This window comes from Shewanella sp. SW24, from assembly GCF_025653395.1.
Taxonomy (GTDB): Bacteria; Pseudomonadota; Gammaproteobacteria; order Enterobacterales; family Shewanellaceae; genus Shewanella; species Shewanella oncorhynchi.
Genome location: NZ_JAKKSH010000017.1, coordinates 83,143 through 97,687, shown reverse-complemented (window position 1 = coordinate 97,687; position 14,545 = coordinate 83,143). Strand labels below are relative to the sequence as shown.

Sequence of the window (14,545 nt, the reverse complement as noted above, 5' to 3'; positions counted from 1 at the left end):
GGATACAGCATCATGCAAATAATCCCTTATGATGGCGGCTACAGTATGGTTGAACGCCAAGATAAGCCCGAGCTGCAATGTAACAACTGTAATAAGCCTTGGTGGTACGATGATTTTGACTCGATATTTATCCAGTGCCCACATTGCCAAGGCGAACTGCGAAGAGTCACACCAGAAGAACCATTTAGACATCGCTAATGCCGATAACGACACTTATCGGCACATCTAATCCCTTCTACACAAAAACTGCGCACAATGTATATTATGTTAAATACTCTCTATGCGGTTCCCATCGCAGCTCTTTTTTGTGGCTTGTCATTCCAAATGAGTTTTGTGTCATTTCGTGAGTCTGAATTTTGTTATTATATATCAAGGCTATAATTCACTCCGCCAACAGCTTTGCTCTATTATGGTGCAAAGCTGTTCATCCAGAGCGCATTAAATTTTGTGTTTGCTGCTTTTTGACAAAGTGCACCTCACACGCAGCTATGCGAACTCTTTTGAAGTATAGATGACGTGTTAGAAATGAATTTTATGAAACAATGTCCCAATCAAATCATGTCGCTCCATTAGAATGATTACTTACAATAATTCATCGGTTTACCAAGCTTAATTGAAATTGGTTCGTAGCTATATTTCCACTGCTTAATCTTACCTATTAATTTGTTGTAATGTTGATGACGTGATTTATCAACATCGGAGTCGCTCGAACACATCACCAGTTTCACCTGACGGTATCTTAAACAATTTAATCGTCGCTACGTGAATGCTTTGGTATATTGGACTCGCAAACTAGCCAGAAACACCTAGCAACGCGCTTATGCTTGTCCAAAAAATCACAATGAAATACTAAGATGTTGCCGATTTTGAGCCGCCATGGACATAAATATGTCATTTTCAGGAGTTTTTATAGATATCGAGTGAAGCGCCCTAACCTACTTTTGGACAAAAATCATTATGTGTACTAGCTCATATATGAACTGACAGTGTTGATTAAATAGCTAGACTTAATCGGACAATCTCAACTCGACCCCACCCAGCTCATTTCTGGACATTTTCAAGTTAGACTTTTAGCTCGAATTAGTGAATTTAGAATTAAAATTTCTATGGATAACGCCTGCTTAAGCGGCTTAACCTCCATAACTTCTGAGTAGCTTAATGTTGAACAGTTACGGTTAGTTATTAATACGAATGACTTTAAATGGGATTGATGTCCATAACACTGCCCCTGATAGCGTGTTCTGGTCTAATCCCATCGGACACTTAACTTTGAGACAGTATGGTCAATAAATTAAGAGGTCAATATGAGTCTGAACAAATCACATAAGAGTTATCCGCAGGCATTTAAGGATGAAGCCGTCTTGATGGTGCTGGAGCAAGGTTATAGTGTTGCCGATGCGACAAAGCCTCTTGGAGTTAGCACTAGTCTGCTTTACAACTGGAAGGAAAAACACGAAGCCTTGCAGCAAGGCCTTACCTTTGAATAGTCTGAACGTAATGAGTTGAAGTAATTTATCATATAAAACAAATGATTATGCATGGAGAAATAAATTATAAAAAAGGCCAGCGCCTTCTTTGCGAGAGAAATGAAGTAAAATTTAGTTTCATCAAACAGCAATCTAACCTGTTTCCCATAACACTGATATCCATCGATTCACACTGATTCTACTGACCAGCATACTTGCGAGAGCGGTACGAGAATGACCTTCGCTGAAATGGAGTAAGCACTAAATAGTGCCTACGTTTGCGTGCACTTTTCTCCGATTTACTAAGGCTGCGATGTTCGGATTATTTATATTTTTTATGATTAAAAAGCGAATATCAATTAGGCCACATAATTAATGCAAATTATATTGCTGGCGGTGGCTTTATACCTGGGCTGAAAAACAAAAAATGAGTATCGTGCTTAGCGTAATTTTATTGAACATTCATCATATAGGTCATCCTCTGGAGCTGATTTTGATTAGTATTGGTTCTTGTACAGAACTTGATGATTGTGCTTTTTGGGCTTCTTCGATGCGTAAGTCAATAGTGGCAACTAACTTGGAAAACGCCGCCATCGAAGAAGCTCACGAGTTAGTCACCGTGGCGGACGATGGCGTGACGAGGCGGGTGTGTCACTCCCAAATCGAGGTGTTCTATGTGGAACTTGCGAACGTTCTTTCGCTGCGGCGGTTGGCTCAGCCAAATCAGCAAGGATCGGGCAATCCGGGCGGCCATCGCCATGGCAATTTTCGGCTAGCTGCTCGAGCGTTTGCACCATAGCTTGTAGTTCAACGATCTTCGCCTTCAGTCCGTCGGCATGGGAGAGCGCCAACGCCTTAACGTCGGCGCTCGCGCGATCTCGGTTGCACCACAAGAGCAAGAGTTCCGAGATTTGTTCGACAGAAAAGCCAAGGTCGCGTGCGCGACGGATGAAGCGAAAGCTTTGCGCGTCTGCCGAGCTGTAATTTCGGTAGCCAGCATCAGAACGATTAGCTTTGGGTATCAAGCCAATCTGTTCGTAGTAGCGAATCATCTTCGCCGAGATGCCGGACAACTTGGCTGCTTGACCAATATTCATCATTATCTCCTTCTAGTAAATTAATCAAATACGCTCAAAAACTGAGGTTTACCTGCGCACAGATATTTCTCTGGGCGTAAAGAACACGTCGGCATACAGGTATTCAGATCGCATTCATGTTGTCTATATTCCATCTGAAGATTGCTCAGAGCTAATGTGGTGATCAAATGCATATAGTCCCGCCACACCCTCAGGTGTGACGACTCTTGCAGTGGCAAAGAGATGTTCTCGGGCGTCGCTATAATCGTCCTTGAGGTGATCCAAGGGCATATTTGGTGAAAACATGTTGTGTTACTCCTTCAACAATATTCGTCTATCAAGCGTGACTTTTGTGCTACCACCCCAAAAGCCAATGACTTGGTGTGGGTTTAAACCATCATCGGAGCCCTGAAGCGCTTGAGTCGGAGCGCGTTGCCGAGCACAAATATACTGGAAAGTGCCATTGCGGCCGCTGCGAAAATTGGCGAAAGCAAGGTGCCATTCAACGGGTAGAGCGCACCCGCCGCAACCGGTATCAACACGGCGTTGTAGGCGAAGGCCCAGAAAAGATTCTGCTTAATGTTACGGATCGTGGCCTGACTAAGCGCGATCGCATTCGTCACGCCACGCAAGTCGCCCGACATTAGCACCACGTCAGCAGCTTCTATCGCTACATCGGTTCCCGTGCCGATAGCGAGCCCAACATCAGCTTCGGCGAGTGCTGGTGCGTCGTTGATACCGTCTCCCACGAAGGCGACTCGCGCGCCATTGTTCCGGAACTTCTTCAGCGCCTCGACTTTACCATCGGGGAGGACCTCGGCTAAGACTTCATCTATGCCAAGCTGCTCGGCAATCGCCGCAGCGGTCGCCGCATTGTCGCCAGTGATCATCGCTACTTTCAGTCCGAGCACGTGCAGCGCCTTGATTGCTTCGGGCGTTGTTTCTTTGATTGGATCTGCGACTGCAATCACCGCTGCCAAGCGGCCGTCGATCGCGGCATAAAGTGGGCTCTTGCCTTGCTCGCCGAGACGCAGGGCGGTGGACTGCAAGCTCGACACATCCAGACCGAGCTGCGTCATAAACCGATCCGCACCAACGGCGACGGTACGACCTGCGACCTTGGCCGACACGCCGAAGCCCGGTGTTGCGTCGAAGCTCTCGATAGGTGCAAGGGTGAGGTTCAACTGCTTTGCGGCTGTGACGATCGATTCGGCAATCGGGTGCTCGGAGCGGGTCTCGACTGCCGCAACAAGAGCAATAACTTCTTTGTATTCAAATCCTTCGGCAGGCACGAGATCGGTCAGCTCGGGGCGTCCTTTGGTCAGCGTGCCGGTTTTGTCGAGCGCGATAACGCTCACATCGCGCAACGCCTGCAAGGCTTCGCCCTTACGAAAGAGTACGCCGAGCTCGGCCGCACGGCCGGTGCCAACCATGATTGAGGTCGGCGTGGCCAGTCCCATAGCGCACGGACAAGCGATAATAAGAACCGCGACCGCATTAACTAGCGCAAAGGTCAGCGCTGGGGACGGGCCGAAGATTAGCCAGACGAGGAAGGTCAGCGTGGCAGCTGCCATCACCGCTGGGACGAACCACATGGTCACTTTGTCGACCAGCGCCTGGATCGGCAGCTTTGACCCCTGCGCTTGCTCGACCAGACGAATGATCTGCGCGAGCACCGTATTCGCGCCGACCTTGGTGACGCAAAAACTGAAAGCGCCCGTCTTGTTGATAGTGCCGCCGACAACTTCGGCTCCCACCCCTTTAGATACGGGCACCGGCTCGCCGGTGATCATGCTCTCGTCAACATAAGAGGCACCTTCGACGACTTCGCCGTCGACCGGAATCTTCTCGCCCGGACGAACGAACACTATGTCACCAGTCATCACCTGATCGAGCGGTATTTCAAACGTTTCGCCGTTGCGCTGGACGCGCGCGGTCTTAGCCTGAAGTCCGACGAGCCGCTTGATCGCTTGCGAGGTTCGCCCCTTGGCGCGCGCCTCCAGCATGCGTCCGAGCAGGATCAAGGTAACGATGACCGCAGCAGCTTCAAAATAGACGTTGGCAGTGCCTTGCGGCAGCGCTTCAGGGGCAAAGGTTGCGACGATCGAATAACCATAAGCCGCCGCGGTGCCGACCGAGACCAGTGAGTTCATGTCGGGAGCACCGCGCAGCAACGCCGGTACCCCTTTTAGGAAGAAGCGCAGACCAGGACCGAACAAGACCAGGGTGGCGAGCACGAACTGCACATACCAGTTGGTCTGTTGCCCCAGAACCCCCATCACCCAATGATGCATGGCGGGAATAAGGTGAGAGCCCATCTCAAGGATGAATACGGGCAAGGTGAGGATGGCTGCAGTGATGAAAGAACGTCGCAGTGCCCGCGCCTCGCTCTCACGACGCTCAGTGTCCTGATCGCTAGCATTCGCCGTTTCGGCGGACAAGCGACGGGACTTGTAGCCCGCCTGTTCGACAGCGGCTTCAAGATCTGCCGTGGAGACGACCCCTGCAAAATGGCGCACCCTCGCGCGCTCGGTCGCCAGATTTACAGTGGCTTCGAGCACGCCCGGAATTTTTACGAGCGCTTTCTCTACCCGGCCCACACACGATGCGCAGGTCATGTCCTCGATCGCCAACTCAATGGTCTCTTCGCGAATGGTGTAGCCAGCGTTCTGAATGGCGTGGACAACCGCCTGCGGATCGGCTACGCCGGTGAAAGTCATGTCGGCGCGTTCGGTAGCGAGATTGACCACGGCCGTCTGCACCCCGGGGACCGCTTTCAACGCTCGCTCGACACGGCCGACACATGATGCACACGTCATGCCTTCGACAGGCAGGCTCAGACGAGTGCCTGCGGACACGGATTGATTGGCGTTTTGTGGCAAGGAAACAGAAGCCATTGAACTACTCCTTAAATGTTGAGTTAAAAAAAGCTTAATGCTTCCAGCTATGGGAAGGTCAAGTCCTATGTGTGATTTATTTCACGACGCGTCCGTTCGAAATGCCGTCGGCGCCACTGCAGTCCTGATCCGCCTGCGCGCAGATCTCCCAACCGCCACCCAGCGCCTTGTAGATACTGACAACGGCAAGCCGTTGGTGGGTGCGAGCGATTGCCAGCGCACGCCGGCTTGCAAAGTCGGACCGTTCGGCTTCGAGCACATCAAGGTAGATGCCTTCACCAGCTGAGAACCGCACATGGGCAAGACGAGCCGCCTCGCGATTTGCAGCTGACTCAAGCAGACGCAGCTCAAGCGTGCTACCCGCGGCGCCATAGGCTTTGAAGGCATCCTCGGTTTCCTGCAGTGCGCGCAACACGGTCTGGTCGTAGACGATCAACGCCTCTTGGGTACGTGCCTCGCTGGCGGCGATGCGGGCACGCACGCGCCCAGTATCGAAAAGAGACCAGCGAATGACCGGGCCAAGGAAGCTGGACAACACTCCGGAGCCATTTACTTCATCGAGACTTCCAGCAACAAGCCCGATTGAACCATGCACTTGGATCTCGGGGTAGAGACCAGCCGTCTCGAACCCAATCCGAGCGGTCGCCGCAGCAAGAGTCCGTTCAGCCGCCGCAATATCAGCACGCCGAGAAAGGAGTGCTGCGGGATCGCCCACGGCGATTATTCGAACAGCAAGCGCTTCACGCGCAGGCGTTACAGCGGGTGGTCTAAACGTCTGGGGCGTTTCGCCAAGAAGGATGGCCAGTGCATTGCTGGAGGCCGCACGGCGGCGCTCCAATTCTGGCACGGCCACCTCGACATGGTGCAACAAGGCCTCGGCACGGAGCTGGTCGAATTCGCTGGCAGAACCGGCGTGCACGAGACGTTCGACCAGGCTCAGGCTTTCGCGCTGGCTTTGGCTGATGTCGGCGGCTACAGCTAGTTCGGCCTCGATACCGCGTAGCTCGAACCAAGTGGCAGCCACCGCAGCAGCGACCCCCGCCTGCACACCACGCAGCAGAGCCTCGCGGGAACCTGCTTGCGCCTGAGCGGCCTCCACCGATCGCCGCACACGGCCAAAAAGATCGATTTCCCAGGAAGCGTCTACCGCGCCGCGATAGGTTTCTATCTGACGCGACTGACTATGGGGCGTCTCGACCTCACTCCGGCGACGGTTCTCATAACCAAGCTCAGCGCCACCGCTCGGCAGGAAGCCCTGACGGCTCTCACCCAACATGGCCTTTGCCTCTTCGAGCCGAACGACAGCGATACCTATGTCATGGTTCGCCGCGAGCGCCTGCTGGATCATGATGTTCAGAGCTGGATCGTCGAAGGTGCCCCACCACTTCACCTCAACGGCCCCTGTTGCAAGACCGGCGGGAGGCTCACTGAAACTGGCCGGAAACTGCGATGAAGGTAGTGAGTAGTTTGGGCCCACCGCCGCGCATCCAGTCAAGATGAGCGCACTCAGGGGTAACAGAACTGCTTGGTAGGGGCTTCTCATGACATGCTCTCCTCAATGTGCGGCTTAGCACTTGAACTGTGCCGCTCGAAGTGAGCCTCCAAGCCACGTATCACTACATAAAAAACCGGCGTCAGGAATAATCCGAACAATGTCACGCCGAGCATACCTGCGAAGACCGCAATCCCCATAGCCTGACGCATTTCGGCCCCAGCACCGCTTGCCAATATCAACGGTACGACGCCAGCAATAAATGCCAATGAGGTCATCACAATAGGCCGCAACCGCAATCGACAAGCCTCAACGACCGCCTCCAGCGCACTTGTTCCTGTAGCTTCGAGGCTGCGTGCAAACTCGACGATCAATATTGCGTTTTTGGCCGCCAAACCGACGAGCACGATAAGCCCAATCTGCACAAAGACGTTGTTGTCGCCCCCAGCCAGCCAGACACCGGTAATCGCGCTCAAAAGACACATCGGCACGATCAGCAGAACCGCCAGAGGCAGCAGCCAGCTGTTGTATTGCGCGGCGAGGATGAGATAAGCGAGCAGCACGCACAATGGGAAAATGAACAGCGCAGAATCGCCAGCCAGTTTTTGCTGGTAGGTAAGATCAGTCCATTCGAAGCTCATGCCTTCAGGCAAAACCTCCTTGGCTAATCGTTCCATGACCGCAACAGCCTGCCCCGAGCTGACGCCAGCCATCGCACCGCCCGAGATGTCGGCCGTAGGGTAACCGTTGTAGTGCATCACGCGGTCTGGGCCGGCACTTGGCGTCACAGTGACAAAGGATGACAACGGCAGCATATCTCCGGCCGCGTTGCGCACCTGCAGGCGGCCGATAGATTCGGCTTGCATGCGGTGGTCTGCATCGGCTTGGGCCGTCACCTTATAGGTTCGACCGAAGCGGTTGAAGTCGTTGATATATAGAGAGCCGAGATAGACCTGAAGCGACTCGAACACATCCGCCAGACGAACCCCCTGACTCATGACCTGAGTGCGATCGATGGTGACATCTAACTGCGGCGCATTGATGTCAAGACTGGTCATGAGCCCAGCCACCTCGCCCGACTCGGTAGCTTTTGTCATCAGGATCTGGGTCTGCTGCACCAGAGCTGCTAGCCCAGCACCGCTGCGGTCCTCGACCTGCATCTTAAATCCGCCCGTCGCACCAAGGCCTGGCACCGGTGGTGGCGGGAACACGCCGAGGAAACCATCGGGGATGCTGGCAAATTGGGCTTGCAAGCGCCCCGCAATCGCCATCGCGCTGAGATCGGGTGTCGTGCGATCTTTAAACGGGTCGAGCATGATGAATATGACCGCGGCATTTGGCACGTTGACGAAACCATTGATAGAAAGGCCGGGAAACGCAACGACGCTTTCGACACCTGATTCGGTCAGCGCGATCTTCGACATCTGTTTGACGACTGCGTCGGTGCGGTCCAGTGACGAGGCGTTTGGCAGCTGGGCGATTGCGACAAGATAATATTTGTCCTGCATGGGCACGAAGCCGGGCGGGACGGCCTTGAATCCGAAGAAGGTCAATGCAAGGAGTCCGGCGTAAACCAGAAGCGCCACGCCGCTAATCCGTACGACCTTGCGCACCGTGTTGCCATAAGCGTTAGGTGCATGCTGGAATGGCTGGCCTAGTGTCCGAAACAACTGATCGGCGCGGCCACGCAAACTGCGCGGAACTCGCACTATTGCCGTCTGGCGCGGGCGCAATAAGAGTCCTGCGAGCGCAGGGCTGAGCGTGAGTGAATTAACTGCTGACAGAATGGTTGAAATCGCAATCGTGAGCGCAAACTGTCGATAGAACTCACCCTGCAAGCCGCTTAGAAAAGCGGTCGGAATGAAAACGGCGGCGAGCACCGAGGTGATCGCGATAATAGGACCGGTGACTTCGTCCATGGCAAGCCGCGCGGCTTGCATGGGTTCCTCACCATTTTCGATGTGACGTTCGACATTCTCGACCACTACGATCGCGTCATCGACGACGATCCCGATTGAAAGCACCAGGCCAAACAACGACAACGTGTTCAGTGAGAAACCCATCAGATGCATGACGGCAAAGGTGCCGATCAGCGACACCGGCACCGCTATAAGGGGTATGAGCGAAGCACGCCAGTTGCGCAGGAACAGCACCACCACGATAACGACAAGAAGAATCGCCTCCAACAAGGTGGTTACCACCGACTCCAGCGAGGCACGGACAAAGACCGTCGGGTCATACGCGATGCGCGAGCTGAGTCCTTCAGGAAAGTTGCCTTCAAGCCGCTGCATGGTTGTACGCACCGCCTGCGCAACGTCGAGTGCGTTGGCGCCCGGACTCTGGATGATTTGCAGCGCGACGGCAGGTTCACCGTCAAGCAGGCTGCGCAATGCGTAGGTATCGGCACCCATCTCGATGCGGGCAACATCGCGCAAGCGCGTCACCTGGCCATCGCCGCCCGTACGAATGATGATGTCGCCGAACTGCTCCTCATCGGTTAACCGCCCGAGCGTGTTCACTGTCACTTGGAACGCGGCACTGGAATTGGGAGCCTGACCGACGGAACCAGCTGCCACCTGTACGTTCTGCTCGCGCACAGCGGCAATCACATCGCCCGCTGTCAGCCCTCGTGCGGCGATCAGGCTCGGATCGAGCCAGAGCCGCATACTATATTCACCAGCTCCCCAAACCAGAACGTCGCTGATTCCCGGGATACGGGACAGATCGTCGCGCACCTGGAGGTAAGCGTAGTTCGAAATATAGAGAGGGTCGTAGCGTTTGTCTGGCGATAACAGGTGAACCACCATCAGGATGTCCGGCGAGGTCTTCTGCGTAATGACGCCTTGGCGCTGCACCTCCTCCGGCAAACGCGGCAGAGCGCGCGAGACGCGGTTTTGTACCTGGATCTGTGCCATATCGGCATTCGTCCCTTGCGCAAACGTGACGGTCAGGATCATTCGGCCGTCAGTGGCTGATTGTGACGACATGTATAGCATGCCCTCGACCCCGGTGATCGCCTGCTCGAGTGGCGCGGCTACCGTTTCAGCAATCACCTTGGGATTGGCACCCGGGTAGGAAGCGGTCACCTGAACCGTCGGCGGCGTCACGGTCGGATACTCGCTGAGCGGCAATTGGAAGAAAGCAACGATGCCAGCGAGCACCATCAAAACTGAAAGAACGATGGCAAAAATCGGGCGATCGATGAAGAAACGTGGGAATGTCATTGTACGGCTCCCGAGGTTTGTGACACCGCAATAGGTGTACCGTCAATCGCAGCGGACTGTGGCGTGACCTGCATGCCCGGGCCTACCAGCCCCTTGACGACAATGTGCTCGCCGGGCTGTAGACCTTGTTCGATCACGCGCAACCCCTCGACCACAGGACCCAGATCGACGGGCCGGTATTCCGTCTTGTCGTCTTTGCCGACAACGAGCACATAGTGGCTACCTTGATCGGTACCAATCGAATAATCGGAAACCAGAACCCTAGCTTGCGGCGCTCCGGTCTCTAGTTTGACCTTGGCAAAAAGACCGGGCGTCAAATGCCCATCGGGGTTGTTGACAACGGCGCGGATACGCACTGTTCCCGTCCCACGATCGCTGGTGTTGGAGAGGAAGTCGACACGGCCTGGCCTCGAATACGTCTTGTCGGTGAGCAGTGCCACCATGACCTTTTCCGCCTGTGCACCATGCGTGGTAGTGTGGTCTCGGCCTGCGGCGAGCGATCGCAAATAAGTGCGTTCGTCTACATCGAAATAGACGTGGATGGGATCGATAGAAACAATAGTCGTGAGTGGCGTCTCGCCGCTGAAGACGTAGTTGCCTTCTGTAACGAGGGCTTGGCCGACACGTCCACTGATCGGCGCCGTGACACGTGCGAAACTCAGATCCAATTGTGCGGCATCCACCGCTGCCTTTGCGGCGTCGACCTGTGCTTTGCTTGCATTCATAGAGGCGGTTGCGATGTCGAAGCGATCACGAGCAACGATCTTTTGGGCAAATAGCTGTTCGGCTCGTGCATATTCCGTTTGGGCAAGTATCGATGCCGCTTCAGCCTGGCGCAGGTGCGCCGTCGCGGCGTTCAGCGCGGCTTGGAACACCCGAGGATCAATGAGAAAGAGCTCGCTGCCCTTTTCGACGAAGCGTCCCTCGGGCAGGCTTACGTTCTGAATATAGCCAGCAACCCTCGGGCGCAGCTCAACCCGCTTGACCGCGGTCAGCGAACCTGTGAGTTCGACAAATGGCGTCACCGGACGAACGATCACTTCGGCCACCGGAACGCTTGGTGGCTTTGCGGGACTGACAGAGGGAATCGCCTCCTTGCATCCTGCGATAGCGAGTGCAACGCTTAGCGCCACAGTGGTTATGGTTATGCGTTTGACCTTCATCATTTTTTCCTTTCTCGATAGCAGTCGACAGTTAGTTTTGCTGAGCCGAGGTAGCTCCTACTGTATTTATCCGGCTTACTACGCTTAGAAGGTCAAGTGTTTTTTTTTGATTAGTAAGGGGGGCCTTGCGAGACGCAGCGAAGTCTAACTCTGATGACGAAAAAATCATGATCAGCGACGAAAATCGCTAAGTATTAAGGCATGCACATAGAAGAAAACTTCCTCGACAAAAAAGCCAGACATACGGCCTTGGCTGCTACGACCACTGCACTTACAAATGAGAGCGATTGGAAGTGTTATTACTGCTGGCAGCTTTAGCCTACTGGTTGCATTCATGTTAGGGCTGACAGCAGAAATGGCCTGATTGCAGTTCCAAGCAAACAGCATTAAACACTGGCGAGTTTTACCGTTCGACTACTTGGGTATGAGGAATGTAAGCTCGCAAACTTAGAGCTTAGAACTAAGCAGATACAGGCTGAAATAAGGAAATGATGTTCTGGCCTTAAGTGTCAGACTGAGCAGTAATCAAAATAAAGAAGAGCTGATACTATGATTAAATTCGTGGTGATTACTCAGGTGTTTGATCAGGGCTAGCGCATGAGTGCCATTGCCTTAATTGCATTAGATTTACTTCTGTCTGTGAGCGTTCAGTGTACTGTTCAACCCATATTAGACAATTTTCATTGAGAATTTTTGAACTCTACAGGTGACAGATCACCATTAGCAGAATGACGTCACTCCAAGTTCTAATATTTCATTTAAACAGTCACATCTAGCTTAAAAAACTCCCTTGTTGGTTGAGCAATGTTAAAAATCCAATAGTGTAAAGCTACCAAAGAAACGCTAAACGAAGGCATTATCCCAACACGCACCTACATCCCCCATACTGACTCGGATATCATAGCTCGATAGCAACCTACCGAATTACTTGCTGGTATACAGTTAGCATCGGTCACCCAGTCCTCTAGCCGGTTAGCGTAGGTTGTAGGCTTTAATTAATACCTTGGATATCAAACCCGTGGTAATGCGTCTGTCTATATGCTACCCAACAATCCGGCGTGAATATAAATCCATCACCACAGCCAAATACATCCAGCCTTCACCTGTCTTTAAATAGGCCATGTCACCTGCCCAAATCTAATTAGCGAATTTTGGGTTAAAGTTAATATTTAACAAGTTATTAGCCACAGCATCAGCGTGTTTTCGCTATGTCGTCACCTTGTAATCTCGTCGCTAGGTTGCTTTGAGTCGAAGGTGGTACATAATTTTACGAACGAGATAGCGACCAACCTAGTAGCCTTCTTTACGCAATTTCTTCACCATTTCACGATTTCCTATGCCGCCACGACTTTGCTTTAATAGTTGTCGAACAAGGCGATATTGCTTCAGTGTTTCAAGACTTATCACGCTTGCTGGGCGTTTATGTCCATAGTAATAGCCTGACTTACTCACACCATTACTCGGTATAACAGTGCTATAGGGAATAGGTTAGATTGCTGTTTGATGATGTGTAATCATTTGTTTTATCTACACAATAACTTCAGATCATTACGTTCAGACTCTGCTAAGGTGATACCTTGTTGCAGGGCTTGATATTTTTCCTTCCAGTTGTAAAGCAGACTAGTACTAACGCCTAGGGACATTGCCGCATCAACAACGCTATAACCTTGCTCTAGCACCATTTAGACAGCTTCAACCTGCAGATAACTCTTATGTGATTTATTCAGACTCATATAAATAGACCTATTAATTTATTGACCATACTGTCTCAAAATTAAGTGCTGAAATAAAATTAGACCGGAGCAGGTGCAGTGGTATACAGAGTCTGACCATTATATTGGCGGTGATATTACATTTTTGGAAACAAATTCAATTACTCTGTCCTTAAATTATTTCCATTTATAACTCGTTTTGGTCGGATAAACAGCACCTCTGTTACTTAGGTGCTGCTCTCCTAAGAACCGTACATGCAACTTTCACTGCACACAGCTCAAGCCTCCACTAAGGTGCACTGTCAATTGGCGGTATTTTGCGACTTGCTGCTTCTATCTACACTGCAACAGTGTTGACTCAGGTTTGGCCGGATATCCAATTTCCTCCAGAGCGTCGAGTATTTCGTCTTGCGATTGGCTGCTTTGTACATTGATACTACGGCTGGTGAGATCTGCTGTTACGACTGCATCGGCGTCCAGTTCCTTTATTGCACGGTTGATCAAGCCAAAGCAGTGGTTGCAGGTCATATCGGTAATTTTTAACGTTAACATCGTAAATCTCCTTTACTAAGTGGGCAGCTAAAATTCTGCACCTTGCTACAGGGAGAAGGTCAAGGCTTATTTTCTGTGATGTTACCCAGTACCAGTTGTGCCAAAATGGCATAATGTGAGCATGGGTCGCCAGTGCTGCAATCTGATAGCTACTCAGTACTTGCTGGAGAAAGGCGTCACACTGGTGACAAACGTGCGTAAGAATATGAAAGCAAAAGCGATGTCGTTGTGGGATAGAGCGATGCTGTCGAGACGTTTCATCATAGAAACCATCAAAAAAATATATCCCAAGTAGAGCACTCCAGACACCGCAGCGTGCATGGATTTATGCTCAATATGATAGCGGGACTCATCGCCTATCAATTAAAAGACAATAAGCCACAACTGAACCTCACTAACGGGGATTTTAATGCTATTGCAGTTATGGCTAGTTAAACCGATCTCAGGTTAAATAAGGTCGAGCCAACCCCCTGCCCCGAGCTGTAAAATCAACAATAACGTTTTTTACTACAGCAAACGGCAGCTTGCGAAACATAACATCAGATCGGTATATGGAACATCACCCACTTCAAGCAAGGTCAGTAGGCTGATTGACTCAATAACTAGACCATCCATAGTGCACCTCAATTCGTTATTTTTTAATATTATACGCATAGATGCGACAGCTTGTGTCGCAACTAAAAGGTATTTGTACAACGGACTCTTATATCATCGCTAGGCACTGAATTTGCGATAACTTGTGGTACAGAAAGTGGTTTAAGTGGCTTGTTGGATGACGTAATTAATTTATCGCTCATCTACTGGGAAGTGGTTAAATGCCTCCGTCAAATACGACAAGCTGATGATTGACATCGGGCGGATGAGTAAGAATAATACGCGGCAGGTTGCAGAGAAGCCTGTCCGCAAAAGATGATATCACTCTGATAAATTAACAGCGTTGCGAATCGATTTCATATCGAACCC

Annotated in this window: 7 protein-coding genes and 4 pseudogenes; 3 read left to right on the top strand and 8 right to left on the bottom strand. The window is 51.7% G+C overall.

The features are described 5' to 3' along the window. A partial coding sequence (locus tag L5M17_RS14950) for a hypothetical protein (RefSeq protein WP_263148325.1) occupies positions 1-198 on the top strand: 198 nt, incomplete at its 5' end. A 1,106-nt stretch (positions 199-1,304) separates the two neighbouring features. Beyond that, a pseudogene (locus L5M17_RS14945) lies at positions 1,305-1,645 on the top strand (transposase); the annotation flags it as partial. Here the strand turns inward: L5M17_RS14945 and L5M17_RS14940 are convergent. From L5M17_RS14940 to L5M17_RS14905, 8 genes and pseudogenes are all read right to left on the bottom strand, one after another. Continuing rightward, a pseudogene (locus tag L5M17_RS14940) lies at positions 1,641-1,796 on the bottom strand (IS630 family transposase); the annotation flags it as partial. The pseudogenes L5M17_RS14945 and L5M17_RS14940 sit on opposite strands and share 5 nt — an antisense overlap. Before the next feature lie 284 nt (positions 1,797-2,080). After that, positions 2,081-2,563 carry a Cu(I)-responsive transcriptional regulator gene (gene cueR, locus L5M17_RS14935; RefSeq protein ID WP_049821695.1) on the bottom strand — a complete coding sequence of 161 codons (483 nt, stop codon included), beginning with the start codon at positions 2,561-2,563 and terminating at the stop codon, positions 2,081-2,083. Between the two features lie 368 nt (positions 2,564-2,931). Beyond that, positions 2,932-5,439: a heavy metal translocating P-type ATPase gene (locus tag L5M17_RS14930; RefSeq protein ID WP_263148321.1), complete on the bottom strand. Its 2,508-nt coding sequence runs from the start codon at positions 5,437-5,439 to the stop codon at positions 2,932-2,934. 76 nt (positions 5,440-5,515) lie between these two features. After that, complete coding sequence (locus L5M17_RS14925) at positions 5,516-6,982, bottom strand: TolC family protein (RefSeq protein ID WP_317629596.1); 1,467 nt, start codon at positions 6,980-6,982, stop codon at positions 5,516-5,518. Further along, on the bottom strand, positions 6,979-10,155 hold the full coding sequence (locus tag L5M17_RS14920; RefSeq protein WP_263148319.1) for an efflux RND transporter permease subunit: 3,177 nt from the start codon (positions 10,153-10,155) through the stop codon (positions 6,979-6,981). The genes L5M17_RS14925 and L5M17_RS14920 overlap by 4 nt, the downstream gene beginning before the upstream one ends. Then, complete coding sequence (locus tag L5M17_RS14915) at positions 10,152-11,321, bottom strand: efflux RND transporter periplasmic adaptor subunit (RefSeq protein WP_317629595.1); 1,170 nt, start codon at positions 11,319-11,321, stop codon at positions 10,152-10,154. Before L5M17_RS14915 ends, L5M17_RS14920 begins: the two co-directional genes overlap by 4 nt. Before the next feature lie 677 nt (positions 11,322-11,998). After that, a pseudogene (locus L5M17_RS14910) lies at positions 11,999-13,000 on the bottom strand (IS3 family transposase). Between the two features lie 363 nt (positions 13,001-13,363). Then, positions 13,364-13,582 (bottom strand): heavy-metal-associated domain-containing protein, encoded by a 219-nt coding sequence (locus L5M17_RS14905; protein ID WP_263148317.1) that lies wholly within the window; start codon positions 13,580-13,582, stop codon positions 13,364-13,366. Between the two features lie 160 nt (positions 13,583-13,742). Between L5M17_RS14905 and L5M17_RS14900 the strand changes: the two are divergent. Beyond that, positions 13,743-14,017: pseudogene (locus tag L5M17_RS14900) on the top strand (transposase); the annotation flags it as partial. Positions 14,018-14,545: the final 528 nt, after the last annotated feature.

Coding starts and splice junctions, on each gene's coding strand:
- cueR (WP_049821695.1), bottom strand. CDS start 2,563: ATGAATATTGGTCAAGCAGCCAAGTTGTCCGGCATCTCGGCGAAGATG.
- L5M17_RS14930 (WP_263148321.1), bottom strand. CDS start 5,439: ATGGCTTCTGTTTCCTTGCCACAAAACGCCAATCAATCCGTGTCCGCA.
- L5M17_RS14925 (WP_317629596.1), bottom strand. CDS start 6,982: ATGAGAAGCCCCTACCAAGCAGTTCTGTTACCCCTGAGTGCGCTCATC.
- L5M17_RS14920 (WP_263148319.1), bottom strand. CDS start 10,155: ATGACATTCCCACGTTTCTTCATCGATCGCCCGATTTTTGCCATCGTT.
- L5M17_RS14915 (WP_317629595.1), bottom strand. CDS start 11,321: ATGATGAAGGTCAAACGCATAACCATAACCACTGTGGCGCTAAGCGTT.
- L5M17_RS14905 (WP_263148317.1), bottom strand. CDS start 13,582: ATGTTAACGTTAAAAATTACCGATATGACCTGCAACCACTGCTTTGGC.